This window comes from Saccharopolyspora sp. MMCC62, assembly GCF_057736575.1.
The window spans coordinates 134,052-160,957 of record NZ_JBYKCM010000012.1 but is presented as its reverse complement, the minus strand read 5'-3'; the positions used below and the strand labels follow the sequence as shown (position 1 = coordinate 160,957).

26 protein-coding genes are annotated in these 26,906 nt (G+C 72.3%); 22 read left to right on the top strand and 4 right to left on the bottom strand.

The window, feature by feature from the left end; translation table 11 throughout:
• Positions 1-146: 146 nt before the first annotated feature.
• Positions 147-1,502, bottom strand: a complete 1,356-nt coding sequence (locus tag AC29IT_RS25235; protein WP_488220329.1) for a hypothetical protein — start codon at positions 1,500-1,502, stop codon at positions 147-149.
• Between the two features lie 18 nt (positions 1,503-1,520).
• Between AC29IT_RS25235 and AC29IT_RS25230 the strand changes: the two genes are divergently transcribed.
• The 11 genes from AC29IT_RS25230 to AC29IT_RS25180 all read left to right on the top strand — a co-directional run bounded on the left by AC29IT_RS25230 (position 1,521) and on the right by AC29IT_RS25180 (position 13,540).
• Positions 1,521-2,453 carry a hypothetical protein gene (locus AC29IT_RS25230; protein ID WP_488220328.1) on the top strand — a complete coding sequence of 311 codons (933 nt, stop codon included), beginning with the start codon at positions 1,521-1,523 and terminating at the stop codon, positions 2,451-2,453.
• Positions 2,450-3,490, top strand: coding sequence for an HAD-IIA family hydrolase (locus tag AC29IT_RS25225; RefSeq protein WP_488220327.1), 1,041 nt, complete (start codon positions 2,450-2,452; stop codon positions 3,488-3,490). Before AC29IT_RS25230 ends, AC29IT_RS25225 begins: the two co-directional genes overlap by 4 nt.
• A gap of 95 nt (positions 3,491-3,585) precedes the next feature.
• On the top strand, positions 3,586-3,822 hold the full coding sequence (locus tag AC29IT_RS25220; protein WP_358441516.1) for a hypothetical protein: 237 nt from the start codon (positions 3,586-3,588) through the stop codon (positions 3,820-3,822).
• Positions 3,823-3,827: 5 nt separating this feature from the next.
• Positions 3,828-4,715: a TlyA family RNA methyltransferase gene (locus tag AC29IT_RS25215; RefSeq protein WP_358441513.1), complete on the top strand. Its 888-nt coding sequence runs from the start codon at positions 3,828-3,830 to the stop codon at positions 4,713-4,715.
• A complete protein-coding gene (locus tag AC29IT_RS25210) occupies positions 4,712-5,605 on the top strand; it encodes an NAD kinase (RefSeq protein WP_358441511.1) in 894 nt (297 codons plus the stop codon). The genes AC29IT_RS25215 and AC29IT_RS25210 overlap by 4 nt, the downstream gene beginning before the upstream one ends.
• 114 nt (positions 5,606-5,719) lie before the next feature.
• Complete coding sequence (recN, locus tag AC29IT_RS25205) at positions 5,720-7,525, top strand: DNA repair protein RecN (RefSeq protein WP_488220326.1); 1,806 nt, start codon at positions 5,720-5,722, stop codon at positions 7,523-7,525.
• A gap of 99 nt (positions 7,526-7,624) precedes the next feature.
• Positions 7,625-8,809 (top strand): putative cytokinetic ring protein SteA, encoded by a 1,185-nt coding sequence (gene steA, locus AC29IT_RS25200; RefSeq protein WP_488220325.1) that lies wholly within the window; start codon positions 7,625-7,627, stop codon positions 8,807-8,809.
• Positions 8,806-9,759, top strand: a complete 954-nt coding sequence (locus tag AC29IT_RS25195) for a copper transporter (protein ID WP_488220324.1) — start codon at positions 8,806-8,808, stop codon at positions 9,757-9,759. The genes steA and AC29IT_RS25195 overlap by 4 nt, the downstream gene beginning before the upstream one ends.
• Before the next feature lie 256 nt (positions 9,760-10,015).
• Complete coding sequence (locus AC29IT_RS25190; RefSeq protein WP_488220323.1) at positions 10,016-10,924, top strand: helix-turn-helix domain-containing protein; 909 nt, start codon at positions 10,016-10,018, stop codon at positions 10,922-10,924.
• Positions 10,925-11,143: 219 nt separating this feature from the next.
• On the top strand, positions 11,144-12,841 hold the full coding sequence (gene pyrG, locus AC29IT_RS25185; RefSeq protein ID WP_488220322.1) for a CTP synthase: 1,698 nt from the start codon (positions 11,144-11,146) through the stop codon (positions 12,839-12,841).
• Between the two features lie 21 nt (positions 12,842-12,862).
• Positions 12,863-13,540, top strand: a complete 678-nt coding sequence (locus AC29IT_RS25180) for an NUDIX domain-containing protein (RefSeq protein WP_358441497.1) — start codon at positions 12,863-12,865, stop codon at positions 13,538-13,540.
• A 186-nt stretch (positions 13,541-13,726) separates the two neighbouring features.
• On the opposite strand, the gene AC29IT_RS25175 is transcribed toward AC29IT_RS25180, so the two are convergent.
• Entirely contained in the window at positions 13,727-14,275 is a 549-nt protein-coding gene (locus tag AC29IT_RS25175) for a DUF1707 domain-containing protein (RefSeq protein ID WP_358441495.1), read from the bottom strand.
• A gap of 213 nt (positions 14,276-14,488) precedes the next feature.
• Here AC29IT_RS25175 and xerD point away from each other — a divergent pair, with 213 nt between their 5' ends.
• The 6 genes from xerD (at position 14,489) to AC29IT_RS25145 (ending at position 19,929) form a co-directional block, all read left to right on the top strand.
• Positions 14,489-15,439, top strand: coding sequence for a site-specific tyrosine recombinase XerD (gene xerD / locus AC29IT_RS25170; protein WP_358441493.1), 951 nt, complete (start codon positions 14,489-14,491; stop codon positions 15,437-15,439).
• 128 nt (positions 15,440-15,567) lie between these two features.
• Positions 15,568-16,509, top strand: a complete 942-nt coding sequence (locus tag AC29IT_RS25165; protein WP_358441490.1) for a ParA family protein — start codon at positions 15,568-15,570, stop codon at positions 16,507-16,509.
• 34 nt (positions 16,510-16,543) lie between these two features.
• Positions 16,544-16,924 carry a hypothetical protein gene (locus AC29IT_RS25160; RefSeq protein ID WP_358441487.1) on the top strand — a complete coding sequence of 127 codons (381 nt, stop codon included), beginning with the start codon at positions 16,544-16,546 and terminating at the stop codon, positions 16,922-16,924.
• 35 nt (positions 16,925-16,959) lie between these two features.
• Positions 16,960-17,820, top strand: coding sequence for a segregation and condensation protein A (locus tag AC29IT_RS25155; protein ID WP_358441535.1), 861 nt, complete (start codon positions 16,960-16,962; stop codon positions 17,818-17,820).
• 71 nt (positions 17,821-17,891) lie between these two features.
• A complete protein-coding gene (scpB, locus tag AC29IT_RS25150; protein WP_488220321.1) occupies positions 17,892-19,163 on the top strand; it encodes an SMC-Scp complex subunit ScpB in 1,272 nt (423 codons plus the stop codon).
• Entirely contained in the window at positions 19,156-19,929 is a 774-nt protein-coding gene (locus AC29IT_RS25145) for a pseudouridine synthase (RefSeq protein ID WP_358441484.1), read from the top strand. The genes scpB and AC29IT_RS25145 overlap by 8 nt, the downstream gene beginning before the upstream one ends.
• 216 nt (positions 19,930-20,145) lie before the next feature.
• Here the strand turns inward: AC29IT_RS25145 and AC29IT_RS25140 are convergent, their stop codons facing one another.
• Complete coding sequence (locus AC29IT_RS25140) at positions 20,146-21,324, bottom strand: cation:proton antiporter (protein ID WP_358441481.1); 1,179 nt, start codon at positions 21,322-21,324, stop codon at positions 20,146-20,148.
• Positions 21,325-21,458: 134 nt separating this feature from the next.
• Entirely contained in the window at positions 21,459-21,941 is a 483-nt protein-coding gene (locus AC29IT_RS25135) for a cation:proton antiporter regulatory subunit (RefSeq protein WP_358441479.1), read from the bottom strand.
• Positions 21,942-22,140: 199 nt separating this feature from the next.
• Here AC29IT_RS25135 and cmk point away from each other — a divergent pair, with 199 nt between their 5' ends.
• The 5 genes from cmk (at position 22,141) to AC29IT_RS25110 (ending at position 26,903) form a co-directional block, all read left to right on the top strand.
• Positions 22,141-22,863 carry a (d)CMP kinase gene (gene cmk, locus AC29IT_RS25130; protein WP_358441475.1) on the top strand — a complete coding sequence of 241 codons (723 nt, stop codon included), beginning with the start codon at positions 22,141-22,143 and terminating at the stop codon, positions 22,861-22,863.
• Positions 22,860-23,549, top strand: a complete 690-nt coding sequence (locus tag AC29IT_RS25125; RefSeq protein ID WP_358441472.1) for a lysophospholipid acyltransferase family protein — start codon at positions 22,860-22,862, stop codon at positions 23,547-23,549. Before cmk ends, AC29IT_RS25125 begins: the two co-directional genes overlap by 4 nt.
• A complete protein-coding gene (der, locus tag AC29IT_RS25120; protein WP_358441469.1) occupies positions 23,546-25,009 on the top strand; it encodes a ribosome biogenesis GTPase Der in 1,464 nt (487 codons plus the stop codon). Before AC29IT_RS25125 ends, der begins: the two co-directional genes overlap by 4 nt.
• A gap of 89 nt (positions 25,010-25,098) precedes the next feature.
• Positions 25,099-25,797 (top strand): response regulator, encoded by a 699-nt coding sequence (locus AC29IT_RS25115; protein ID WP_358441467.1) that lies wholly within the window; start codon positions 25,099-25,101, stop codon positions 25,795-25,797.
• A complete protein-coding gene (locus AC29IT_RS25110; RefSeq protein WP_488220320.1) occupies positions 25,794-26,903 on the top strand; it encodes a sensor histidine kinase in 1,110 nt (369 codons plus the stop codon). Before AC29IT_RS25115 ends, AC29IT_RS25110 begins: the two co-directional genes overlap by 4 nt.
• The last annotated feature ends 3 nt before the right edge of the window (positions 26,904-26,906 follow it).

Below are 26,906 nucleotides of genomic sequence, written 5' to 3'. Positions count from 1 at the left end.
AATACTCATGTGGGGCCGACCGGGCCTGGCCAGCCGGACGGGCCCGGTCGGCCCCTTTTTTGTGCTGCGCCTCGACTGGGAGCGCTGCGGCATCGCACACTCGGACGGCACCGGTAGACCGGTGGCGCCGAGGTCTACGCTGGTACTTAACCGAGTTTGCACGTCCAGGAGGTCTGGTGTCCGGGTCCGATGACACACGTGGCGGCGGCGACCGCCGCGGAGCCGATTCCGGCCGAAGCGGCCAGGCCGGCAAGAACGGATCGGCCGGGCGCGGGTTCGGCGGCCGGAACGACCGGGGCCGGGACAGTGGCCCCCGCGGCGGTTCCGGTAGCGACCGCGGCAAGCCGGCCCGTGGCGGCGACCGGTTCTCGAACAACCGCGACCGCAGCGGTGACCGTCGCGGCCCGCGCATCGAAGATCGCCGCGCGGACGGTGGACACCGCCAGCGCGCCTTCGGTCAGGGACGCGATGAGCAGACCTGGGGTCGGCCGGGGGACAAGGACGACTCCAAGTTCCGCAAGGACGGGCGTGGTCGCCCCGCGGACAAGGGCGGATTCCGCCGGGACTCCAAGTTCGACGACCGCAAGGGCGGACGCCCGGGTGAGCAGCGCCGGGGCGGGTTCCGCGACGATCGACGTGGGGACGATCGGCGCAACGACGGTGGTCGTGGCGGGTTCCGCGATGATCGGCGCGGAGACGACCGGCGCAACGACGGTGGCCGTGGTGGCCAAGGTGGTCCTCGGCGCTTCGACCGGCAGGACGACCGCGGGCGCAGCTTCAACCGGGACGACCGGCCCAATCGCCCGCACCGGGACGACCGGCGGCGGGACGACGACCGGCGCGGTGGCGATGACCGGAACCGTGGTGACTTCCGCGGCGGCGACCGGCGCGACAAGCCGCGGTTCGACGACCGCCGGGGCTCCCACTCCAACCGCGATGACCGACGCCCGGACAACGGGCGTCCCGAGCGGCGGGACGACGACCGGCGCAGTGGTGACCGCCAGGACGGCAACCGCTCCCAGGGTGGCAACCGCTTCCAGGGTGGTGGGCACCGCTCCGACGACCGTCCGCGGAACGACCGCCCGTGGCAGGACCGGAAGAACGACGGCCGGGATCGCGGCGACCGTCCCTGGGCGGACAAGCGCGACGATCGCGGGGGCGACCGGCGGCAGCGGGACGATCGCCGCGACGACCGTGGTGGCAAGCCCTCGTACGGCCGTCCGAAGGACGACCGCAGGGGCGGCGACCGTCCGCAGGGCAAGCGGGAGCGTTACGACAACGACCGTCCGCAGGGCAAGCGGGACCGCTATGACAACGACCGTCCGCGGCGCGATGACCGTCAGCGGGCGCACTCGGACAACCGCGGCGACAACCGCGGCCCGCGCCGCAACGACCGGGACGCGGGACCGCGTTTCGGTGCCGCGGCCGAGGAGAACGTCGACGCGAAGCCCGTAGAGATCGCCCCGGAACTGCCGGACGACGTCGACGCCTCCGAACTGCACGGCGAGATCCGCCGGGACATGCGCTCCCTGCCGAAGGGCCTCGCGGACAAGGTCGCTCTGCACTTGGTCGCGGCCGGGAAGCTGATGGACACCGATCCGGAGCAGGCCCTGGTGCACGCGCGCTACGCGCGGCACCGCGCCTCCCGCATCGGTGCCGCGCGCGAGGCGAACGGGCTGTGCGCCTACCAGATGGGCGAGTGGACCGAGGCCCTGTCCGAGCTTCGCGCCGCGCGCCGCATGGGCGGCGGGCCCGGGCACATCGCGATCATGGCGGACTGCGAGCGGGCGCTGGGCCGCGCGGAGCGGGCGCTGGAGCTGAGCCGGAGCGCCGAAGCCGCGGAGCTGACCGGGGGGGAAGCCGTGGAACTCCGCATCGTCGCCGCCGGTGCTCGCCGGGACCTCGGTGAGGTCGAAGCATCCGTGGTGAGCCTGCAGATCCCCGAGCTGGACCCGAAGGTCCAGGAACCGTGGAGCGCGCGGCTGTTCTACGCCTACGCGGACAACCTGCTCGCCGCCGACCGGGTGCAGGAGGCGTTCACGTGGTTCGTGCACGCCGCCCACGCCGACGACGACGGTGAAACCGACGCCCCGGAGCGCCTCGACGAACTGGTGGCGCTGCTCGGCGGTGACGCCGAAGCCGAAGAGCTCGTGGCCGAAGCCACCGCCGCCGGACCCGCCGTGCTCGATGAGGCGGACGACGTCGAAGTCACGCTGGAGGCGGAGGTGGACGCGGCAGACGTGGCGGCGGAAGCATCCGTGGACGCGGGCGACTCCGCCGTGGAACCGGACCCGGCCGACGAGGTCTCCGCGACTGACGAGGTCAGCAGCACCGAATCGGGCGTCACCGGATCCGACGAGGCTGCCGAAGCCGAACCGAAGCCGGAAGCGAACGAGCAGGCGGCCGCCCGAGCGGTGAAGGCGAGCGACCCGCGAGGGGACGAATCGCAGTGACCGAGACGCTGCTCGACCACCACGACGCGGTGCTGCTCGACCTCGACGGCACCGTGTACCGCGGCGGTCGGCTCGCCCCCGGGGCGGATGAGGCCATCGCCGAAGTGCGCCGCAACGGCGTGCAGGCGCGGTACGTGACGAACAACGCGTCCAAACCGGCGCAGGCCGTCGCCGACCACCTCAACGCGCTCGGCCTGCAGGCCACCGCGGACGAGGTCAGCACCAGCGCTCAAGCCGGGGCCGCACTGCTCGCCGAGCAGTTGCCCGCAGGTGCGAAAGTGCTGGTCGTCGGGTCGGAGGCCCTCGCGGCGGAGGTCGAGCAGCTCGGACTCACCCCGGTCCGGGAGAACGCGGACGAACCGGTCGCCGTGGTGCAGGGGCACTCGCCGGACACCGGGTGGTGGAACCTGGCGGAAGCGTGCCTGGCCATCCGGGCCGGAGCGACGTGGGTCGCCTGCAACGCGGACGCGACCTTGCCCACCGAACGCGGTGAACTGCCCGGCAACGGCTCGATGGTCGCGGCGCTGCGCGCGGCGACCGGGCAGGAGCCGCAGGTCGCGGGCAAACCGGAGCGTCCGCTGCTGGATCGTGCGGTGTCCTCGGCGCGGGCGAGCCGTCCGTTGATGGTCGGCGACCGGCTGGACACCGACATCAGCGGTGCCGTGCGGTCCGGGATGTCCTCGCTGATGGTGCTGACCGGGGTGAGCACTCCGGCGGACGCGCTGTTCGCACCGGTCGAACTCCGGCCCGAGCACATCGCGGACGACCTCCGCGGCCTGCACCTGCCGCATGCGGTGACCGCGGTCGGCGACCAGCCCGGCTGGAAGGTCCGCGTCGAAGATGGCGTCCTCGAACTGTCGGCCGCGTCGGACCAGGCGGCATCGGACCAGGCGGAGTCGGCTCGGGTGCGCGAGCGCGCGCTCGGTGCGCTGCGGGCGTTGTGCGCCGCGTGGTGGCCGGTCGGTACCGGCCAGGTCGCGGTCCGCCCGGCTGATTCCGCGTCCGCCGATGCGTTGCGCGAACTGGGCATCGCCTGAAGCGACCGGCTCCGCACGTCCGAGGTTCAGGTCGGATAGCGTTGATGTAGTCGCCGCGAGACGTCCGGCGATGTGGGCGAGAGAAGCGGGAGACGATGACCTCTCCAGGGCAGGACGGCTCGTTCGCACCGAACCCGTCGATGCTGGCGAAGCCCTCGGACGACGGCTCGGCGGCCGAGCACGCCATCGGTGAAGCCCTCGCGCGTCTCGACGAGGTGCGCGAGCTGCCGGTGGCCGAGCACGTCCAGCGGTTCGAGGCGGTGCACACGGCGTTGTCCGAAGCGTTGAGCAGAGCCGAGAACATGCTGTCCGGCTCGACCGGCGGCGGGTGATCGGTGTGCCGCGCAAAGCGCGTTTGGACGCCGAACTCGTGCGCCGCGGCCTCGCCAGGTCGCGGGAACAAGCCGCAGAACTGATCGCCGCCGGCCGGGTGACCGTGCGGGGCATGGTCGCCGGAAAACCAGCGACCGCCGTCGAGATCGATGCCCCGATCGTGGTGGCCGAAGACGTGGACGACCCGAAGTGGGCCTCCCGCGGAGCGCACAAGCTGCTGGGCGCCCTGGAGACCTTCGGGCCGGACGGGCTGACCGTCGACGGTCGCCGGTGCCTCGATGCCGGCGCGTCGACCGGTGGCTTCACCGACGTGCTGTTGCGGCAGGGTGCTCGCGAAGTGGTCGCCGTTGACGTCGGGTACGGCCAGCTGGTGTGGGCGTTGCAGACCGACGAGCGCGTGCGGGTGCACGACCGCACCAACGTGCGCGCCCTGGAACCCACCGACATCGGCGGGCCGGTCGACCTCGTGGTCGCCGACCTGTCGTTCATCTCGCTGAAGCTCGTGCTGCCCGCGCTGCTGGCGTGTTCCGGGCCGGAAGCCGACCTCGTCCCGATGATCAAACCGCAGTTCGAGGTCGGCAAGGAACGACTGGGTTCCGGTGGCGTGGTGCGCGACCCGGAGCTGCGTGCCGAAGCGGTCCTGGACGTGGTCCGCTTCGCCGCCGAATCCGGACTCGGGCTGCGCGGTGTCACCGCCAGCCCGCTGCCGGGCCCGTCCGGGAACGTCGAGTTCTTCGCCTGGCTGCGAGCCGGGGCGAGCACCGACCCGGCGGAAGCGGCGGAGCTCGTCGCGGAGGCGGTGCGCACCGGGCCGCAGACGACGGACAAGGGCAGCGGGAGCCAGAAGGCGACCGCAGGCACGACCGGACACCGACGAGGGGGCCGCAGTTGACCCGAGAGGTGCTGCTGGTGGTCCACACCGGTAAACAGCACAACCTGCGCACCGCGGAGAAGGTCGCCGGCCAGCTGGTGGGAGCCGGCGTGCGAGTCCGGGTGCTGGAGGACGAGGCACGCGACCTCAGCCCCGGTTGCTACACGCAGGCCGTCCCGTCCGGGCCGCACTCCGCCGCGGGCACCGAGCTGGTGTTCGTGCTCGGCGGCGATGGCACGCTGCTGCGCGCCGCCGAACTGGCCCGGCTGCCGGGGGTCCCCGTGTTCGGGGTCAACCTGGGACGGGTCGGATTCCTCGCCGGTGCCGACTCGGACGCGTTGGACCAAGCGGTGCTGGCCGTGGTCGAAGGCCGCTACCACGTCGAGGAGCGGATGACCGTCGACATCACCGCGATGCTCGACGGGCGGGTGCTCGCGACCACGTGGGCGCTGAACGAGGCCAGCGTGGAGAAGAGCAGCCGGGAACGCATCCTCGACGTGGTCGTCGAGGTCGACGGGCATCCGGTGTCCGCCTTCGGTTGCGACGGGGTGCTGTGCTCCACCCCGACGGGATCGACGGCCTACGCGTTCTCCGCGGGCGGCCCCGTGGTCTGGCCCGAGGTGGAGGCGCTGCTGGTGGTGCCGAGCAACGCGCACGCGCTGTTCGCCCGCCCGCTGGTGGTGTCGCGGAACTCCACGGTCGCGCTGGAGATCGATCACGGCGGGCACGACGCGGTGCTCTGCTGCGACGGGCAGCGGCATTTCGACCTGCCCGCGGGCGCCCGGGTCGAGGTCGTGGCCGGGGCGAACCCGCTGCGCCTGGTGCGGTTGTACGACGCCTCCTTCACCGACCGCCTGGTGCAGAAGTTCGAGCTCCCGGTCCAGGGCTGGCGCGGCCCGGCCGCCGACTGACCGGCCGGGAACCGGGCCGAGGCGCGGTCGCGCGTCCAAGGTGTGCGCGAATCGGCGGGATTGATCGGACTGGCGGGGGCCGAGCGGTCGGGGCCGCCCGCTAGGGTGCTGGATGTGTTGGCTGAGATGCGCATCCAGGGACTGGGAGTCATCGACGATGCCACGCTCGAGCTGCACCCAGGCCTGACCGTGGTGACCGGTGAGACCGGAGCTGGCAAGACGATGGTGGTCACGGGGCTGCACCTGCTCAGCGGTGGTCGCGCCGATGCTTCGCGAGTCCGATCGAACACTCCGCGGGCTCTGGTGGAGGGGCGGTTCGAGGTCGCCCCCGAATCTGGGGCGGCGCGGGTCGCGGGCGAAGCCGGTGCCGAACCGGACGACGACGGTAGCCTGATCGCGCTGCGCAGCGTGAACAGCGATGGCCGTTCGCGCGCGCACCTGGGCGGCCGGGCGGTGCCGAACGCGGTGCTCTCCGAGCTGTCGGAGCAGCTGCTCGCGGTGCACGGGCAGAACGACCAGCTGCGGCTGCTGCGCTCCGGCGAGCAGCGCGCGGTGCTGGACCGCTTCGCGGGTGAGTCGGTGGCCACCGTTCTCGAGCAGTACCAGCGGGTTCGCACCGAGTGGGCCGCCGTGGTGCGGGAGCTGGCGGAGCGCACCGACCGGGCCCGCGAGTGGGCCCGCGAGGCGGAGCTGCTCAAGCACGGCCTGGACGAGATCGAGGCCGTGGCGCCGGAGCAGGGCGAGGACACGGCCCTCGTCGACGAGGCGCGACGGCTGTCCGACGTCGACCAGCTGCGCGAGATCGCGGCCGGTGCCCAGCACGCGGTGAGCGGTGCGGCCGACGGCGACCCGGAATCCCCCGGCGCGATGGGGCTGCTCGGCGATGCCAGGCGCCGGCTCGGCGCCGCCGAGGACCCGGTACTGCTCGAGCTGGATTCGCGGGTCGCGGAGGCGACCGCGGTACTCTCCGACGTGGGCGCCGAACTGGGCGGATACCTGGATCGGCTGGACGCCGACCCCGGACGGCTGGAGCAGGTGCTCGCCAGGCAGGCCGAGCTGAAGAACCTCACCAAGAAGTACGCCGCGGACATCGACGGCGTGCTGGCGTGGGCCGCGGACGCGCGGGAGCGTCTGGCCGGGATGGACACCTCCGAGGAGGCGCTGTCCGCGCTGGCGCAGCAGCGGGACGAGCTCGCCGCCGAACTGGCTGAGCACGCCCAGGCACTCACCAAGGAACGGCAGGAGGCCGCCGTCGGGCTCGCCGCCGCGGTCTCCGAGGAACTCGCCGGACTGGCGATGGCCCAGGCCAAGCTGGAAGTCGTGGTCGAGCCCAAGCAGACCGACGAGGCGGACGGTTCGGCGCTGGTGGTGGGGGACCGGACGCTGTCCGCCGGCCCTGACGGCACCGACGAGGTGGAACTGCGGCTCATCGCGCACTCCGGTGCCCCGTCGCTGCCGATCCACAAGGGCGCGTCGGGCGGTGAGCTCTCGCGGGTGATGCTGGGCCTGGAAGTGGTGCTCGCCGACGCCGACACGGTGCCGACGCTGGTGTTCGACGAGGTCGACGCCGGTGTGGGCGGTCGGGCCGCCGTGGAGATCGGCCGCCGGCTCGCGCGGCTCGCCCGAACCCACCAGGTGATCGTGGTGACCCACCTGGCGCAGGTCGCCGCGTACGCGGACCGGCACCTCGTGGTGGACAAGGGCGCGAACGACACCGGGCTCACCCGGAGCGACGTGCGCACCGTCGCGGACGGCAAGCGGGTGGCGGAACTGGCCCGCATGCTCGCCGGGCTGGACTCCACCGCCACCGGTCGGGCGCACGCCGAGGAGCTGCTGGAGACCGCCGCGTCCGACAAGTCGAAGGCGGAACCGGCGAAGGGCGGGCGCGGTGGGAAGAACGCGGCTGCGGGGTCCCGCTGACCCGAATGATCCATTTGGATCAATCAAGTAGGTCCGATCGGGCGCAGGCGTACGGCGTGGCGACCTCGCGGGCGTTGATCCGTTTGCAACCATCGATGCATGAAGCTCAGTGGTCTGCTCACACGTCAGGAGGAGGAGCTGCCGGGAGTGACCGGTACGGCGCGCGTCCCGCGCCGCACCGGCGAGCTGCCGCCGCGGCTCGGCCCCGGTGACATCGTCCTGCTGGACCAGGTCGACCTCGATCGCCGGACGGCGGACGCCCTGGTGGCTGCGGGGGTCATCGCGGTGGTCAACGCCGCACCGTCGATCTCGGGGCGGTTCCCCAACCTGGGGCCGGAGGTGCTGTCCGCGGCCGGCGTCACCCTGATCGACCGCGTCGGCCGGGACGCGCTGCGCGCGGTCAAGGACGGCGCCAAGGTGCGGCTGCACCAGGGCACGATCTACTCGGGTGATCGCGAGATCGCCGCCGGTGTGGAGCAGGACGCCGACTCGATCGCGGATCAGCTGATCGAGGCCAAGACGGGCATGACCTCGCAGCTCGAAGCGTTCTCGGCGAACACCATCGAGTTCCTGCGCACCGAGCGGATGCTCATCCTCGACGGCGTCGGGGTGCCGGCCGTGACCGTGCCCATCGAGGATCGCCACGTCCTGGTGCTGGTGCCCGGTTACGGGCACGCCGACGACCTGAAGCGCCTGAAGCGCTACATCAAGCACTACCGGCCGGTGCTGATCGGCGTGGACGCCGGTGCGGACACCCTGCTGCGGGCCGGATACCACCCCGACGTGATCGTCGGTGACCCGAACGGCATCGAGAAGGACACCTTGAAGCGGGCCACCGAGGTCGTGGTGCCGGCGCACCTGGACGGGCACGCACCGGGGATCGAGCGCATCCAGGACCTCGGCATCGGCGCGCTGACCTTCCCGGCCTCCGGGAACCCGGAAGACCTGGCACTGCTGATCGCGGACGCTCACAACGCCCGCCTCGTGGTGACGGTGGGCTTCCAAGCGACCCTGCACGAGTTCCTGGACCGCGGCCGGTCCGGTTCGAACCCCTCCACGTTCCTGACCCGGCTGCGGCTGGGCAGCAGGCTCGTCGACGGGGCCGCGGTGTCCGCACTGCAGCGCAACGCCGGGTCGAACTGGGCGGTGGTCCTGCTGCTCGTGGCCGCGCTGCTGGTGCTGGGCGTGGCCTTGGCCGTGTCCGGGTTCGGGTCGTCCTTCCTCGCGGCGCTCGCCGACTTCGGCCGGTCCGCGTTCGGGAGCGTGCAGGAGTGGTTCGCATGATCTCGATGCGCCAACACGTGATCTCGCTGGCGGCGGTCCTGCTGGCCCTGGGGGTGGGGATCGTGCTCGGTTCGACCTCGCTCAGCGAGCGCGTGCTCTCGCACGTCGGCGAAGAGCGCGACTCGCTGAGCAACCAGGTCGACGAGCTCGGCGCGGAGCGCACCGCGCTCCGCAGCGAACTGGACGGGGTCAACCGGTTCAGCGCGGCGACGGCCCCGCTGACCGTGCGCGGGAGCCTGGCCGACCGCGGTGTCGTCCTCTACAGCACCTGGGACGTGTCGGAGCAGGACCGCGCCGGGATGCGCCGGCTGCTCGAGGAGTCCGGCGCGCAGGTGGCCGGTGAGGTGCAGCTGGACCGGGCGGTCGCCGAACCGGACCGGGCCGACCAGGTGCGGAAGCTGGTCACCCGGCTGCTCCCCGCCGGGGTGCAGCTGCCCACCGCCACCGACGTCGGGACGCTCACCGGTGGGCTGCTGGGGCCGCTGACCATGGCCGACCAGGGGGCCGGGGCGCCGCAGATCGCGCCCGAGGAACGCGCGGCCGCGCTGACCGGCCTGTCCGAAGGCGGTTTCGCCACAGTGGTGGGCGAGGTGCGCCCCGCCCCGCTCGCGCTGGTGATGACCGGTGGCGACCAGGCCGGGGGCGGCGCCGAGGCCGGTGGGGCGGCCGATCGGGCCGCCTTCCTGGCCCGCTTCGCCTCGCAGCTGGACCGTTCCGGAAGCGGCGCCGTCCTCGCGGGTGCGCGTGGTTCTGCCGACGGCGACGGCCCGGTCGGCGTCGCCCGAGCCGACCGGGCGGTGTCCTCGGTGCTCTCCACCGTGGACAACGCGGACACCCCGCAGGGCCGGGTGGCCGCGGTGCTGGCGCTGCGGGAACAGCTCGACGGCCGGGCCGGGCACTACGGCACGGCCAGCAGCGCGCAGGGAGCGGTTCCCGGCGTGCGCGACTGACCGGCGCGTCGCCCGGCCCGGCGGTGCGGCCATGCCGGGCGGCGCGGACGCGGGGGCGCCGCCCGGCTGGGCGGCTCGGCACGCGGTACCTCCGGGCCGCGCCTCGGGACGGGGGTGGACGCGGCGGTTCGGAGCGGTGCCGAGCCGGGTTCGGAGAGCCATGCCATCGATGATGTTCGAGAATTATTCGATCCGCGATAATTCGATGGGGTGATATTCCTGTGCTGCGCGCCGAAGCGCGGCCAGAATCGGAGCCATGGACGAGATGCGAAGCGCGAACCCCGCCCCGGCCGAGCCGGCGTCCCGGGAGCGAGCCGCCGAACCCAGCCCCGTGGTCCGGCGCCACCTGCTCGCGGGTGAACTCCGGCAGCTGCGGCACGCGGCGCGGCTGACCCACGCCGACGTCGCGCAGCGGTTGGGCTGGCCGCAGGCGAAGGTGAGCAAGATCGAAGGCGCCCGCCAGCAGGTCGGCGTGGAAGCGGTGATCGCGCTCGCCGACATCTGCCACGCCGGTTCCGAGCGGCGCGACCGGCTGGTCGAGCTGGCGCACTCCGCGCGCGGCCGCGGGTGGTGGGAGTCGTACCGGGACGTGCTGCCCGCCGACGTCCGCGCGCACGTGGGGTTCGAGGCCGAAGCGGCCGAAGTGCGGGAGTTCGCCGTCGAAGAGCTCCCCGACCTGGTGCGGACCGACGAGTACGCCGCAGCCGTCGACGCGGCTCGCGAGCCGGAGCGCTCGCCGGAGGAGGCCGCGCGCTCGCTGGAGGTGCTGCGCCGCAGGCGGCAGCGGGTCGAGGACGGCGCGATGCGGCTGGACCTGGTCCTGGCGGAATCGGCGCTGCGCCGCGAGGTGGGCGGTCCGGCGGTGCTGGCGCGCCAGCTGGCAGGGCTGCGCGACCTCGCGGAACGGCCGACGGTGACGGTGCGCGTGCTGCCGTTCAGCGCCGGTGCGGCGGCGGCCCGAACGCCGTTCGCGGTGCTGTCGTTCGAGCTCGACGTGCCGGAGGTCGTGGTGAGCTCGAACGCCGGGCTCGTCGACCTGGTCGACGACCCGCCGGTCGCGCGGACGCACCACGCATTGCTGGAACGCCTGCGCGCGGCGGCGCTGCCACCCGAGGACTCGGTCCGGCTGCTGCATCCAGCGGGGAGGCTCACGATGTCCGGGTGACCCGGCGGGACAGGTGCGGCGGGCGGGCGACCCGTCCGGATCGTGCCCCAACGGCGGTTGACCTGGAGCTCCGGGCCGTGTTCGAGGCCATGCGGGTCGCCGTGTACCCCCGGTTCATCGTGCGTTAGGCTGAAATCCCGTGGGAGCGACGGATTCAGCCGTCCTGCCAGCGCAGATTCACTCAGCCCGGCGACGGCTTGACCACGGGGAGCCTTCTTGGTGCCGCAAACACGCACGATCAAGCACGTGTTCGTCACGGGAGGTGTCGCCTCCTCACTCGGCAAGGGCCTGACCGCGTCGAGCCTCGGCGAACTCCTGACCTCCCGCGGCCTGCGGGTGACGATGCAGAAGCTCGATCCTTATCTCAACGTCGACCCCGGAACGATGAACCCGTTCCAGCACGGCGAGGTGTTCGTCACCGAAGACGGGGCGGAGACCGACCTCGACATCGGGCACTACGAGAGGTTCCTGGACCGGGACCTCACCAAGAACGCGAACGTCACCACCGGCCAGGTGTACTCGGCGGTCATCGCGAAGGAACGCCGCGGTGAGTACCTGGGCGACACCGTGCAGGTCATCCCGCACATCACCGACCAGATCATCGCCCGCATCCGCGCGATGTCCGAACCGGACGAGGACGGGCGCACGCCCGACGTCGTGATCACCGAGGTCGGCGGCACGGTCGGCGACATCGAGTCGCTGCCGTTCCTGGAGGCCTGCCGCCAGATGCGGCACGACGTGGGCCGGGACAACTGCTTCTTCCTGCACGTGTCGCTGGTGCCGTACCTGGCACCGTCGGGCGAGCTCAAGACGAAGCCGACCCAGCACTCGGTGGCCGCGCTGCGCAACATCGGCATCCAGCCCGACGCGCTGGTCTGCCGGGCCGACCGCGAGCTCCCCGAGGACCTCAAGCGCAAGATCGCGCTGATGTGCGATGTGGACTCCGACGGCGTCGTCGCCTGCCCGGACGCCCCGTCGATCTACGACATCCCGCGGGTGCTGCACGGCGAAGGACTGGACGCGTACCTGGTGCGGCGGCTCGGCCTGCCGTTCCGGGACGTCGACTGGACCGTGTGGGGCGACCTGCTCGACCGGGTGCACAAGCCGACCGAGCGGGTGCGGATCGCACTGGTCGGCAAGTACGTCGACCTGCCGGACGCGTACCTGTCGGTCACCGAGGCACTGCGCGCGGGCGGGTTCGCGCACCGCGCGAAGGTCGAGATCGCCTGGGTGCCCTCCGACGAGTGCGACACCGACGCGGGGGCGGCGCACGCGCTGGCCGGCATGGACGGCGTGCTGATCCCCGGAGGCTTCGGCGTGCGCGGCATCGAGGGCAAGCTGGGGGCGATCCGCTACGCCCGCACGCACGGGATCCCCACCCTCGGGCTGTGCCTCGGCCTGCAGTGCATGGTGATCGAGGCGGCCCGGTCGCTCGCCGACCTGAAGCGGGCGAACTCCGCCGAGTTCGAGGAGCCCTGCCAGCACCCGGTGATCAGCACCATGGCCGATCAGCGGGACGTGCTCTCCGGCGACCGGGACATGGGCGGCACGATGCGGCTCGGTTCCTACCCGGCGAAGCTGCTGGAGGGGTCGGTGGTCGCCGAGGCCTACGGCGAGACCGAGATCGCCGAACGCCACCGGCACCGCTACGAGGTGAACAACGCCTACCGCGACCGGCTGACCAAGGCCGGCCTGGTGTTCTCGGGAACCTCGCCCGACGACCGCCTGGTGGAGTTCGTGGAGCTGCCGCGCGAGCAGCACCCGTTCTTCGTCGGCACGCAGGCGCACCCGGAGCTCAAGAGCAGGCCGACGCGCCCGCACCCGCTGTTCGCCGCCTTCGTCCGGGCCGCCGTCGACTACCGCGCGGCGGAGCGGCTCCCGGTCGAGCTGCCGGACAACGTGGAAGCCGGCGTCTGAACCGGACCGTAGGGTGGCGCCGTGAGCGCAGCGAATACGAACGACACGGGTAGCGGCGAGGACGTCCAGCGGACCGACGGAACGCACGAGTTCAGCACCGTTGCGTCCCAGGACGTCTACGTGGGCAAGATCCTGGCGTTGCGGGCCGACGAGGTCGCGATGCCGGGCGGCGGGCAGGCGCGGCGCGAAGTCGTCGAGCACCTCGGCGCGGTGTCGATCGTCGCGCTCGACGCGGACGACCGGGTCGTGCTGATCCACCAGTACCGATACCCGGTGGGGCGGCGGCTCTGGGAGCTGCCCGCGGGACTGCTCGACGTCGCGGGGGAGGACCCGGTGCGCACTGCGCAGCGGGAACTCGCCGAAGAGGTCGGGCTCGCCGCCGAGGACTGGTCGGTGCTGGTGGACATCGCCTCGTCCCCGGGTTTCACCGACCAGAGCGAGCGCGTGTTCTTGGCGCGGTCGCTGACCGAGGTGGGACGGCCGCCCGCCGTGGGCGACGAGGAGGCGGACCTGGTGGTGCGCCGCGTCCCGTTCGACGAAGCACTGCGGATGGTGTTCGCGGGGGAGATCGTGAACGCCCCTGCGGTGTCCGGCCTGCTGGCGGCGGCCGCGGTGCGCTCGGGCCGCGCCGAGCCGCGGCCCGCGTCGGCGGAGTGGCTGGACCGCCCGCACCGGTTGGCCGAGCGCTTGCACGGCTGAACCGGAGCGCACCGGCATCCCCGGGCGGGGAGCGGAGGTACGAACGCCCCATCCGATCATCTGATCGGATGGGGCGTTCGGCTGTGCGCGGTCGAATTCGCGTCGAGCGGCCGGGAGCGGGAGACGGCCGCGCGTCGATCCGACCGCTGGGAGCGGTGAACCGGCCGCGCCGCGCAGATCACCAGGTCAGGACCTCAGCACGCGCCCGTTCGCATCGGTGCTCTCGGTGCTGAGCAGGACGATGCCGTCGACCACGCACCAGATGAGGGCGGCGAGGGTGCCCAGCCCGCAGGAGATCAACCCCCCGAAGGTGAACAGCAGCAGCTGCACGACCGCGATCCCGGTGTGCCCGGTGTAGAACCGCCCGATCCCGAACGGCAGCAGGATCTGCAGCAGTCCCGCCGCGAGCTTCGACTTGTCGGACGCCACGCCGTCCTCGTAGGGGTTCCGCGGCATCCCGTACGGCGTCGGCGTGCCCGGACCCCAGCCGGGCCCCGGTGGGGGCGGCGCCGTCGGGTAGGTGACCGGGCCTCCCGCGGGGCGCGGGGCGGGCAGGTCGGTGAACAGGGCGGTCAGGTCGTCGCCGGTGACCGCGCGGGTCGCCCGGTCGACGCGTTCCTCGTATTCGCCGAGGCTCAGCCTGCTCACGGAGTAGTGCTCGCCGAGCGCTTCGATCGCCTGCGCGCGCTCGTGGTCGCCGATGCGCATCCGGCCGGGTTCGTACGGGAAGTCCACGGTGCGCAGATTAGTCGAACCGGATCGCTCCGGAGGGGAATTCAGGGGTATGTGGCATGCTTTCGGACTAATCGTTCTTGCTCCGTTCTCTCGCTGGGGGATACGCACTGCCGGTCGCCGGAAGTCCTTCGGCACCATGGCGGGTGGCCGGAGTTCCGGCGGCGCGGCATCGAGGCTGCGACCTGTTCGTTTTCGCGCAGAGGAGTTCGGCCCGTGAAAGCCTTCGAGGACCTTCCCGAGGGATTGCGCACCGCCTGCTCCGGTTTCCTGGACCACTTGGCGGTGGAGCGGGGCAGCGCCCGCAGCACCCTGGATTCGTATTCGCGGGATCTGCGTCGGTACGGCGGGCACCTGGCCGAATCGGGAGTGCGGGTGCTGCGCGAGGTGACCTCGGCGCACTTGGCGGCGTTCGCCGCGGAATTGCGCGAGGGGACCGACGAGCACCCGCCGCTCGCCCCGTCGTCGGCGGCGCGGGCGCTGGTCGCGGTGCGCGGCCTGCACCGGTTCGCGCACGCCGAGGGCTGGGTCGACGCGGACGTGGCGCGGGAGGTGTCACCGCCCAGCCCGGCGCGCCGGTTGCCGAAAGCGCTGCCGGTGTCCGACGTGCTGCGGCTGCTGGACGGGGCGAACAGCCGGGACGTGCGCGGACTGCGGGATCGGGCGCTGCTGGAGCTGCTGTACTCCTCGGGGGCCCGCATCTCGGAGGCCGTGGGGTTGGACGTCGACGACCTGGACTCGGCGGAGCGCACGGTGCTGCTCAACGGCAAGGGCGGCCGGCAGCGGCTGGTCCCGATCGGGCGTCCCGCGTTGGAGGCGCTGGACGCCTACCTGGTGCGGGCGCGACCGGTGCTGGCGGCGCGCGGCAAGGGCGATGCGGCGGTGTTCCTGAATTCGCACGGCGGCAGGTTGTCCCGGCAGAGCGCGTGGAACGCGTTGAAATCCGCGGCGGACCGGGCGGGCATCACCAGTGCGGTATCGCCGCACGTGCTGCGCCATTCGTTCGCCACCCACCTGCTGGAAGGCGGCGCGGACGTGCGGGTGGTGCAGGAATTGCTCGGGCATGCCTCGGTGACGACCACGCAGGTGTACACGCTGGTCACGGTGAACACGTTGCGCGAGGTGTACGCCACCGCCCATCCGAGGGCGTTGCAGCGGGACGCGTGAACCCGATGGAGTGGGGTGGGACGCATTTCGCCGGTGCTCGGCGAGGCGCGTTGCCGCTGGTCGCGAATGCCACTTAGGCTGCGTTCGATCGGTATGATCGTCGCCGGCAGACAAGGAGTCCTAGCGCCATGTCGACACCGCAGCCCTCCGCCGATGGGCGGTCCCGGGGCGCGGTCGACCTGAGCATCGCCCCGCACAAGCCCTCGGCTTCGGGTGGTGAGGCCGAGTTGTCACCGGACGCGAACGTCGGCCCGACCGGCCGCCCGCGCAGGCACATCCCGGAACCGCCGCTGCTGGACCGGCACGGTCCGGCCTCGGTGCTGGCCATGTGCAACCAGAAGGGCGGCGTCGGCAAGACGACGTCGACGATCAACCTGGGCGCCGCGCTCGCCGAGTACGGGCGCCGGGTGCTGCTGGTGGACTTCGATCCGCAGGGTGCGCTCTCGGTCGGCCTGGGGGTGCAGCCGCACCAGCTGGACCAGACGATCTACAACGTGATCATGGAGCGGTCCGTCGACGTCCGGGACGTGGTGATGTCCACGACCGTCGAGGGCATGGACCTGCTGCCGAGCAACATCGACCTGTCGGCCGCCGAAGTGCAGCTGGTCGCCGAGGTCGGTCGCGAGCAGACCCTGCAGCGCGTGCTGTTCCCGGCGATGAAGGAGTACGACTTCATCCTGGTGGACTGCCAGCCGTCGCTGGGCCTGCTGACGGTGAACGCGCTCGCCGCCGCCGACGGCGTGATCATCCCGCTGGAGTGCGAGTTCTTCAGCCTGCGCGGGGTGGCGCTGCTGATCGACACGATCGAGAAGGTGCAGGAGCGGCTGAACCCGAAGCTGGAGATCAGCGGCATCCTGGCGACCATGTTCGACCCGCGGACGCTGCACTCCCGCGAGGTGATGGCGCGCGTGGTGGAGGCGTTCGGCGACGTCGTCTTCGACAGCGTGATCAACCGGACGGTGCGCTTCCCGGAGACGACGGTGGCCGGTGAGCCGATCACCCGCTGGGCACCGCGGTCCGCCGGTGCGCAGGCCTACCGCTCGCTGGCGCGCGAGGTGATCGCGCGGTGACGGTTCCCGTGCGGCCCGGTGTCGGGGAGGGCGCGTGAGGCGTCGTGCCGAGCTGCCCGGTGCGTCCGAGCTGTTCCGGACCACGACGCGCGGCTCCGAGCCGCCGGAACCGCCCGCCGCACCGCGGTCCGTGGATTCCGCTGGTCAGCGAACTGCCGAGCCTGCCGCCGAGGGGGTGCAGGGCAGGTCGGGGTCGGGACGTCGCAAGCACGATGCGAAAATCACCGTGTACGTCTCCGATGAGGAGTTGCTGGCGTTGGAACAGGCCCGGCTCGCGCTGCGCGCTGAGCACGGCATCGCGGTGGATCGCGGCAGGGTCGTGCGTGAAGGGGTGGCGATGCTGCTCGCTGATCTTGAGGCGCGGGGCGCGGATTCGGTGCTGGTGCGCGAATTGCGGCGGGAGTCCGGCGAGTGACCGACTCCGTTCCCGGCGGGGTCGATGCTGTTGAGGTGCAGGACCGGGCCGATGCCGAGGCCCCGGGCGGCGACGCCCAGGGGGAGTCCTCCTCGACGGGCCGCTTCACGGTGCGGCTGGACAACTTCGAGGGCCCGTTCGACCTGCTGCTGCAGCTGATCTCGCAGCACCAGCTGGACGTCACCGAGGTGGCGCTGCACAAGGTCACCGACGAGTTCATCGCCTACACCAAGGCGCTGGGCGAGCACTGGAACCTGGACGAGACCACCGAGTTCCTGGTGGTCGCCGCGACGCTGCTCGACCTGAAGGCGGCCCGGTTGCTGCCCGCCGCCGACGTGGAGGACGAGGACGACCTGGCGCTGCTGGAGGCGCGGGACCTGCTGTTCGCGCGGCTGTTGCAGTACCGGGCGTACAAGCAGGTCGCGGCGCTGTTCGGCGAGCTGGAGGCGGGGGCGCTGCGCCGCTACCCGCGATCGGTGGCCGTCGAACCGCGCTACGAGAACCTGCTGCCCGAGGTGATGATCGGGGTCGGACCGCAGCGGCTCGCGGAGATCGCGGCCGCGGTGTTCCGGCCGAAGCCGCCGCCATCGGTGTCGCTGGACCACATCCACCAGCACCAGGTGTCGGTGCGCGAGCACGCGGCGCTGCTGCGGGTGCGGCTGGCCGAGTGGGGGGCCGCGGACTTCTCGGCGCTGGTCGCCGACTGCGAGCACACCGTGGAGATCGTCGCCCGGTTCTTGGCCCTGCTGGAGCTGTTCCGGGAGAAGGTGCTCGTGTTCGAGCAGGAGGATCCGCTGGGGGACCTGGTGGTGCGCTGGGTCGGCGGCAGCCTGGAGGACGCGCGGGTGGCGGCCGATGCCGACCGGCGCAGCGCGAACGAAGAGGAATACGGGTGAGCGCAGTGCACGACGATGCGTCCGGTGCGGGCGAGGCCGAGCAGGTGGCGGACGCGGTGGCGCCGGAGGCCGTGGCGGGCGGGCCGGATCGGCTCGCCGAGCGGGGCGACGGGCGGGCCGGTGCCGAGTCCTCGGCCGGGGCTCGCGTTGCGAGCGGCGAGCCGGCGGCGGGGACGGCCACCGACGGCTCGCTTGCCGACGGTGAACCCGTCGGTGCCGAGCTCCCTGAGGCTGAGCCCGCCGGTGCCGAGTCCGCCTCTGTGGAGCCGACGGCTGCTGGGCCGACCGCTGTCGAGGCCGCTGATGACGAGCCGGTCGCCGTCGAGTCGACTGCTGTCGAGAAGACTGCGGCTGAGACGGCCCACGAGGAGCCGACCGCTGTCGAGCCGGGCGCTGTCGAGCCGGGCGACGATGAGACGGCCGACGAGACGGCTGACGAGACGGCCGACGAGCCGAACGACGACGAATCGACTGAGGGGTCCGCGGCCGACGAGCCTCCCGCCGTCGAGTCCGCTAGCGACGAGCAGCCCGGCACCGACCCCCTCGACGCCCTGCTCGCCGGAACCGAAGTTCCGGGTGAGGATCCGCCCGAGGCCGAGGCCGAGGCCGAGGCCGAGCCCGGACCCGGCCGGACCGACGACGGACGATCCGCGGATCCCGACCCCGCGGACTCCGACCCGCAAGGCTCCGGCCTCGGAGACTCCGACCCGAGAGGCCCCGACCCCGCGAATTCCGACCCCGCGGACGACTCCCCGTCCCAGTCCGACGCCGCCGTCCCCGTTTCGCGCACCCCGCCGGACCTGACCGAGGACGACGCCCTGGATTCCGCGCTGGAGGCGCTGCTGCTGGTGGTGGACGTCCCGGCGGGGGAGGAGCTGCTGGCCGACACCCTGGACCAGCCGGTCGCCCGCATCCGGTCCGCGTTGCAGCGGCTGGCCCGCGGTTACGAGGAGGCCGGGCGCGGCATCGACCTGCGGCGGGTCGGCGAGGGCTGGCGGTTCTACACCCGGGAGACCTACGCGCCGTACGTGGAGCGCTACCTGCTCGACGGGCAGCGCGCGAAGCTGACCAGAGCCGCGCTGGAGACGCTCGCGGTCATCTCCTACCGGCAGCCGGTGACCCGCGCGCGGGTGGCGGCGGTACGCGGTGTCAACGTCGATGGCGTCATCCGTACCCTGGTGGGGCGCGGCCTTGTCGAGGAGGCCGGTACCGACCCGGAGACCGGCGGGTTCCTGTACTGCACGACGGAGCTGTTCCTGGAACGGCTCGGCCTGTCGTCGCTGAAGGACCTTCCGCCGCTGGCTCCCCTGCTGCCTGAAGTGGATACGATCGACGATGTCTGAACACCGTGCCCCGGCTTCTTCCTCCGCTGCGGAGTCGCAGCCGGAGGGAATCCGCCTGCAGAAGGTGCTGTCCCGCGCGGGGGTGGCTTCGCGCCGCGCCGCCGAGGGCATGATCACCGAGGGCCGCATCGAGGTGGACGGCGAGGTCGTCACCGAGCTCGGCAGGCGGGTGGACCCGGAGAACTCGGTGATCCACGTGGACGGCACCCGCGTGAACGTGAACGAGGACGTGCAGCACCTGCTGCTGAACAAGCCCCAGGGCATCCTCTGCTCGATGTCCGACGACCAGGGGCGCCCGTGCATCGGTGACTACCTGCGGGAGCGGGACGGCAAGCTGTTCCACGTGGGCCGGCTGGACGTGGACACCGAGGGCCTGCTGCTGATCACGAACGACGGCGAGCTGGCGCACCGGTTGATGCACCCGTCCTACCAGGTGCTCAAGACGTACCTGGCCGAGGTGCCGGGGCCGATCGCGAAGGACCTGGGCAAGCGGCTGCGCGCCGGGGTGACCCTGGACGACGGCCCGGTGAAGCTGGACAAGTTCCGGCTGGTCGACGTGAACGAGGGGCGCGCGCTGGTCGAGGTCGTGCTGCACGAGGGCCGCAAGCACGTGGTCCGCCGGATGCTGGAGCACGTGGGGCACCCGGTGAAGCGGCTGGTGCGCACCGCGATCGACGAAGTGCGGCTGGGCAACGAGCGCCCGGGCGCGATCCGGAAGCTGGACCGCAAGGAGGTCGGCGCGCTCTACCGGGCCGTCGGCATGTGATCTTCTCGGCGGGACCCGCCTCGTTCGTCGGGGCGGGTTCTTCTTCGCTCCACCTGTTCGGTAGCTGCGATCGTCTCAGTGTCAGGTGAAATTAATCCGATGAACCGCGAAGACGAAACAGGCCGGGGAGGCGTGGCGACCACGTGGTCGTCCTGCCTCCCCGGCCTGAACCGCGCGGCGGCGTCCTGCCGCCCCGGAGATCTCAGCGCGCCGAGCTCACGCCGTCGCGTCCTTCTTCCGCGAGACGAACTTCCGCGCCACGGGCTCCACCACGCGCGCCGCGACCGGCCCGAGGATCGCCATCAGCAGCACGTAGGCGGTGGCCAGCGCGGCCAGCTCGCCCGAGACCGCGCCCGAAGCGACCGCGAGCCCGGCAATGACGATGGAGAACTCGCCGCGAGCCACCAGCGCGGCGCCCGCGCGCGCCCGGCCCATCTTGCCGATGCCCTGCGAACGGGCCGCGAACCAGCCCGTGCCGATCTTCGTGACCGCGGTGACCACCGCCAGCAGCAGCGCGAAGCCCAGCACCGGCGGGATCTTCGACGGATCGGTGTTCAGCCCGAACACCACGAAGAACACCGCGGCGAACAGGTCGCGCAGCGGCTCCAGCATCCGCGTCGCGTTCTGCGCCGTGGAGCCGGAGATCGCGATGCCCAGCAAGAACGACCCGACCGCCGCCGACACCTGCAGTTCCGAGGCGATCCCGGCGACGAGCAGGGCCGAACCCAGCAGCCGCAGCAGGAAGACCTCGGGATCCGGGCTGTCGATCAGCGCCGAGACGTAGCGCCCGAACTTCAGCGCCACCACCAGCACGATCGAGATCACGATCAGCGACACGCCCACGGCGGTCAACCCGCCCAGCAGGCTCACCCCGCCGAGCACCGCCGTGAGGATCGGCAGGTACAGCGCCATCGCCAGGTCTTCGAAGACCAGGATCGACAGCACCACCGGTGTTTCGCGGTTACCGAGTCTGCCCAGGTCGCCGAGGACCTTCGCGATGATGCCGGAGGAGGAGATGTACGTGACGCCTGCCATCGTCAGCGCGCCGATCGGGCCCCAGCCCAGCAGCAGCGCGACGATCGCGCCGGGGGCCGAATTGAGCACCAGGTCCACCAGACCTGCCAGCCAGGAACGCCGGAGCCCCGTGACGAGTTCGCCAGCCGAGTACTCCAGCCCGAGTAGGAGCAAGAGCAGCACCACGCCTATTTCGGAGGCTAGATGCGTGAACGGCTCGATCCCGTGCAGCGGGATTAAGCCGCCGGTTCCGAAAGCGATTCCGCCGATGAGGTAAAGCGGGATCGGTGAAATGCCGATCTTCCAGGCGAGGCGGCCGAGAACTCCGAGACCGAAGAACACCGCTCCCAGTTCGATGAGGGAGATCGCCGTGTCGTGCACCAGTTTCCTCTCGCCCTGTCCGAGTACCTGTTCAGTTGTCCCGTGCCCAGAGCGCACGGGGTTCCCGCCCGAGAGCGCGGTGCTCTCGGGCGGTGCGGACGACCTTCACCTCTCGGCGATCGGCGCTGGAGCGCCTAGCCGCGTTCGAGGATCTCGCCTGCGGCCCGCAGGCCGTCGGCGGTGCCGACCACGACCACGAGGTCGCCGGCACTGAATTCGAAATCGGGACGCGGTGACGGGTGCACGGTTCCGCCGCGTACTACGGCGACGATCGAGGCCGAGGTGCGGGTGCGCATCTCGGTCTCGCCGAGGGTGCGCCCGTCGTAGGGCGAGCCTTGATCGACAGCGAGCTGCCAGGTGTTGATCCCGGCGACTTCGCGCTGCTGCTCGCTCAGGCGGGCCACCAGCTGGGGGGCGCCGAGCAAGTTGGCGAGGGTGTTGGTCTCCTCGGCGGTCAGACCGGCCGAGGCGGCTACCTTGTCCGGGTCGTCATGACCGGAGACGATCAGCTCGAAGCGTCCGTCTCGATACGTGATCACACCGATCCTGTGCCCGGAACGAGTAACGAAGTCCTGCTGGGTCCCGAGTCCCGGAAGCGGGGTCACTGTGACGTCCACGTGTTCGATCCTAGTACAGGAACCTGCGCGTTCGTGCGTCCCCCACGCGGAACCGGGGCGAAACGGACCGCGCGAACGGGCGGTGGGCGTGGCGGGCGTCCGATCCGGACGCAAGTGGGGAACGGCTCGGACCAGCGGGCACAATGGGTGGTTGGTCCGGCGTTTCCTCGGCCGGCGGCGATGAAGGAGGAGACTCGACGTGGCACACGCCGAGCTTCGTGGGGTGGTGGCCCTCGACGGTCCCTCGGGCACTGGGAAGTCCACGGTGGCCCGCAAGCTGGCCGCGGCGCTGTCGGCGTCGTACCTCGACACGGGCGCGATGTACCGGGCGGTGACGCTCGCGGTGCTGCGCGCCGGGGTCCCGGTCGCGGACGGGGACGCGGTGGCGGAGGTCGCGGCGGCCTCGCTGCCCGCGATGGGCTCCGACCCGCGCGACCCGGCGGTCTCGCTGGCCGGGGAGGACGTGGCGCTGGAGATCCGCGGTGCGGAGGTCACCGGCGCGGTCTCCGCGGTCTCGGCGGTCGCGCGGGTGCGCGACCTGCTCGTCGCCGAGCAGCGCCGGATCATCGCGGACGCGCTGGTCGCGCCGGGCGGTGTGGTGGTGGAAGGCCGCGACATCGGCACGGTGGTCGCGCGCGACGCCGCGCTGAAGGTGTACCTGACCGCGTCCTCGCAGGCCAGGGCGCGCCGCCGCAGCGACCAGGACGTGGCGGCCGGGCGGCTCGCCGACCTGGAGCGCACCCACGCGGACGTGCAGCGCCGGGACGCGTTCGACTCCGGCCGCGCCGTGTCGCCGCTGCGGATGGCGGAGGACGCGGTGGAGCTGGACACCACCGAGCTGGACGTGGCCGGGGTGCTGGACCGGTTGCTGGGGTTGGCGGAGGCCCGCGGGCTGTTCGCCGGAGTGGGGACGATCCGATGAGCGAGCAGGCCGGAGCGGACCTGCCGGAGGGCACGTCGCGGCGGATGCACCGCTTCGGGCGGTGGATCGGCCGGACCTTCGTGCCGCTGCCGTATCGCATGCGCGTCCACCACCTGGAGCGGGTGCCGCGGACCGGTCCGCTGGTGCTGGTGGCGAACCACAGCTCGCTGATCGACGGTCCGCTGCTGTTCGGAATGCTGCCCCGCGATTCGGTGTTCCTGGTCAAGCACGAGATGTTCAAGGGCCCGCTGGGCTGGTTCCTCCGCCGCATCGGGCAGATCCCGGTGCGCCGCGGGGAACCGGACCGCACCCCGCTGCTGGCGGCGGTGCGGGTGCTGCGCGCGGGCGGGCTCGTCGCGGTGTTCCCGGAGGGGACCCGCAGCGGCGGTGGCGACGTGGCCAACGCCGAGCACGGGGCGGCGTGGCTGGCGCGGACCTCCGGGGCGCGGATGCTGCCGGTGGCCTGCCGGGGCACGCGCCGTCCGGAGGGACGGGGCCGTAGGCTGCTGCCCAGGGTGGATGTGCTGTTCGGCGAGCCGGTCACGTTGCCGGTAGCCAAGGGGCGCGCCGGGTTGACGGCAGCGACCGAGCAGGTCCGCGACGAACTGGTCGGGCTGATCGCCGAATTGGACGGGCTGATCGCCGGGACCTCCGACAGCGACGATGCGAGAGGGAAACAAGCGTGACCGAAGAGTCGGTGGGCGGCCCGGACGTGGGTGCGCCGCTCGACGGCGGCCTGGACGGGACGTGGTCGGACGAGGCCGAGTGGGCCGAGTTCGACGGAGTCGAAGGCGCCGAGGACGACGCCGAAGGTGGACCGCAGCCGGTGCTGGCGGTGGTCGGCAGGCCCAACGTGGGCAAGTCGACGCTGGTGAACCGGTTGCTGGGCCGCCGCGAGGCGGTGGTGCAGGACAAGCCGGGCGTGACCAGGGACCGGGTGTCCTACGACGCGCTGTGGAACGGCAGGCGCTTCACCGTGGTCGACACGGGCGGCTGGGAGCCGGGTGCGAAGGGCTTGCAGGCCGCCGTGGCCCAGCAGGCCGAGATGGCGATGTCGACGGCGGACGCGGTGCTGCTCGTGGTGGACGCCCAGGTCGGGGCGACCGCGACGGAAGAGGCGGTGGCGCGGGTGCTGCGGCGTTCCAAGCGGCCGGTGCTGGTGGCGGCGAACAAGGTCGACGACGAGCGGACCGCGGCGGACGCGGCGTCGCTGTGGTCGCTGGGCCTGGGCGAGCCGCGGCCGATCAGCGGGTTGCACGGGCGCGGTTCCGGTGACCTGCTGGACGCGATCCTGGACGTGTTCCCGGACGTGCCGCACGAGCAGTTCGGCGCCACCGGTGGCCCGCGGCGGATCGCGCTGGTGGGCAAGCCGAACGTGGGCAAGTCGAGCCTGCTGAACCGGCTCACCGGTGAGCAGCGCGCGGTCGTCGACGACGTCGCGGGCACCACGGTGGACCCGGTGGACTCGCTGGTGCAGCTGGACGGCGAGGTGTGGCGGTTCGTCGACACCGCCGGGCTGCGCAAGCGGGTCCGCACCGCCAGCGGTACCGAGTACTACGCGTCGCTGCGCACCAAGGCCGCGATCGAGGCGGCGGAGGTGGCGGTCGTGCTGATCGACGCCTCGGAGCCGCTGACCGAGCAGGACCTGCGGGTGATCGGCATGGTCATCGAGGCGGGCCGGGCGCTGGTGCTGGTGTGCAACAAGTGGGACCTGGTCGACGAGGACCGCAGGCACCGGCTGGACAAGGAGCTGGACCGCGAGATGGTGCGCGCCCGCTGGGCGGAGCGCGTGAACGTCTCGGCGGAGACGGGGCGTTCGGTGGCGAAGCTGGCGCCCGCGCTGCGCACGGCGCTGGAGTCCTGGGACACCCGGATTCCGACCGGGCGGCTCAACTCGTGGCTGTCGGACCTGGTGGCGGCGAGCCCGCCGCCGGTGCGCGGCGGCAAGCAGCCGAAGATCCTGTTCGCGACGCAGGCGCACCCGCGGCCGCCGACACTGGTGCTGTTCACCACCGGGTTCCTGGAGGCCGGTTACCGGCGGTTCGTGGAGCGCAGGTTCCGCGAGGAGTTCGGCTTCACCGGCAGCCCGATCCGGATCTCGGTGCGGGTGCGGGAACGCCGGGACGGACGCAAGGCGCGCGGCTGATCGGACCAGTGGTCGGGTACTGCACGCAGACCAAGATTGCCTTGCCGATAACCTTCGGTCGGCCCTTTGTACCGGGGAGGTGACCCAGGGTGCGTGCTGATTCCGCCGCGGACGGTTCCGCGGCGCGGCCGATCCGCTTGGTCCTGGCCGACGACGAGGTGATGTTGCGGCGCGGCCTGCGGGTCCTGCTGGAGCACGACGGCCTGATCCGGGTCGTCGCCGAGGCCGGTACCGGTGATGAGCTGTTGTCGATGGCGCGGACGCACCAGCCGGACGTGGCGCTGATCGACGTGCAGATGCCGGGCAAGGACGGGCTGGCGGCGTTGCGGGAGCTGCGCGGCCTGCCCCGTCCTCCGGTGTGCGCGATGTTGACGACCTTCGACCTGGACGATTACGTCGCGGAGGCGTTGCGGCTGGGAGCGCACGGGTTCCTGCTGAAGGACGCGGAACCGGATGCGCTGGTGCGGGCGGTGCAGGACCTGGCCGCGGGTGGTGCGGTGCTCGATCCGCGGATCGTGGTGCGGTTGCTGCCGCGGTTCCGCTCGCTGGGGGATTCGGCGCACGAGGTGCGGTTGGTGCGGAGCCTGTCCGCGCGGGAGCGGCAGGTGCTGGAGCTGCTCGGCGCGGGTCGTTCCAATGCGCACATCGGCGACCGGCTGGGGTTGACCGAGGCGACCGTGAAGAGCTATGTCTCCACGGTGTTGAGCAAGCTGGGTGCGGAGAACCGGGTGCAGGCGGCGCTGATCGCGCAGCGCGTCGCGGGGACGGGTGAGGGCGAGCTGCGTTGAGCGGGCCGGCCGGGCTCGGCCGCAAGCGCCTGCTGTGGGACGTGCTCGCGGTGCTGCTGCCGGTGGCGGTGGTGCTGCTGTCGGAGTCCGGCAAGCCGTGGGCCTTGCCCGCGGCGCTGGTCGCGTGCGCCGGTCTGGTGCTGCGGCACCGCTTCCCGCTGGTGTCGTTGCTGCTGTGCCTGCCGGGATTGGCGGGCGGGCTCGCGTGGGCGCCGACGTGCGTGGCGCTGTTCCGGTTGGGCCGCGCCCGCTCGAACACGTGGTGGTTGCTCTGCTGGGCGCTGCTGGCGGCGTCGTCCGCGTTCGTGCCGGTGGCGGTCGAGCAGTGGCGGTGGTTGTCCGCGTCGAGCCTGACGATGGCGGCGGTGGCGGTGCTGGTGTGCGCGGGCGTGCCGACGGTGATGGGCACGTTGCTGGCGACGCGGGCGCAGTTGACGGCGAGCCTGGACCGGTTGCGGGCGGCGATCGAGTCGGAGCTGCTGGCCAAGGAGGGTGCGGCGCGCGCGGAGGAGCGGTCCCGGATCGCCCGCGAGATCCACGACGCGGTCGGGCACCACGTCACGTTGATCGCGGTGGAGGCCGCGGCGCTGGGTGCGAGCAGCGAGCAGGCCGAGGTGCGTGCGTCGGCGACCCGGGTGCGGGCGCTGGCGAAGGAGGCGATGGGCGAGATGCGCTCGACGCTGGGCTTGGCGGCCGATGAGCGGGACACCCCGGGGGCGTCGGCGGTGCCGGATCTGGTGGCGCGGGCGCGGGAATCCGGCATCCGGGTGCGGTTCAGCGACGGGTGCGCGGCCATGCCCGCCGCGGGTGTGGGGCGCGCGGTGTACCGGGTGGTGCAGGAGGCGTTGACGAACGCGTCGAAGCACGCGCCGGGCGCGGAGGTCGTGGTGGACCTGTCGGGCGACGAGGAACGGCTGCGGATCGAGGTGCGCAACGGTCCGCCGCGCGAGCAGCCGGTCGTCGACGGCGCGCCGGACGTGGGGTGCGGCGGTGCGGGGCTGGCCGGGCTGGCCGAGCGGGTGCGGATGCTGGGCGGTTCGCTGGAGGCGGCGCCGGTCGACGGCGGTTTCCTGCTGCGCGCGGAACTTCCGCTGGACCCGGCCTAGCCG

Excerpts from the sequence above, each read along its gene's own strand:
- AC29IT_RS25220 (WP_358441516.1), top strand. The coding sequence starts at position 3,586 with ATGACCTCTCCAGGGCAGGACGGCTCGTTCGCACCGAACCCGTCGATG.
- AC29IT_RS25230 (WP_488220328.1), top strand. The coding sequence starts at position 1,521 with ATGCGCTCCCTGCCGAAGGGCCTCGCGGACAAGGTCGCTCTGCACTTG.
- AC29IT_RS25165 (WP_358441490.1), top strand. The coding sequence starts at position 15,568 with ATGTCGACACCGCAGCCCTCCGCCGATGGGCGGTCCCGGGGCGCGGTC.
- AC29IT_RS25125 (WP_358441472.1), top strand. The coding sequence starts at position 22,860 with ATGAGCGAGCAGGCCGGAGCGGACCTGCCGGAGGGCACGTCGCGGCGG.
- AC29IT_RS25145 (WP_358441484.1), top strand. The coding sequence starts at position 19,156 with ATGTCTGAACACCGTGCCCCGGCTTCTTCCTCCGCTGCGGAGTCGCAG.
- steA (WP_488220325.1), top strand. The coding sequence starts at position 7,625 with ATGAAGCTCAGTGGTCTGCTCACACGTCAGGAGGAGGAGCTGCCGGGA.
- AC29IT_RS25190 (WP_488220323.1), top strand. The coding sequence starts at position 10,016 with ATGGACGAGATGCGAAGCGCGAACCCCGCCCCGGCCGAGCCGGCGTCC.
- AC29IT_RS25195 (WP_488220324.1), top strand. The coding sequence starts at position 8,806 with ATGATCTCGATGCGCCAACACGTGATCTCGCTGGCGGCGGTCCTGCTG.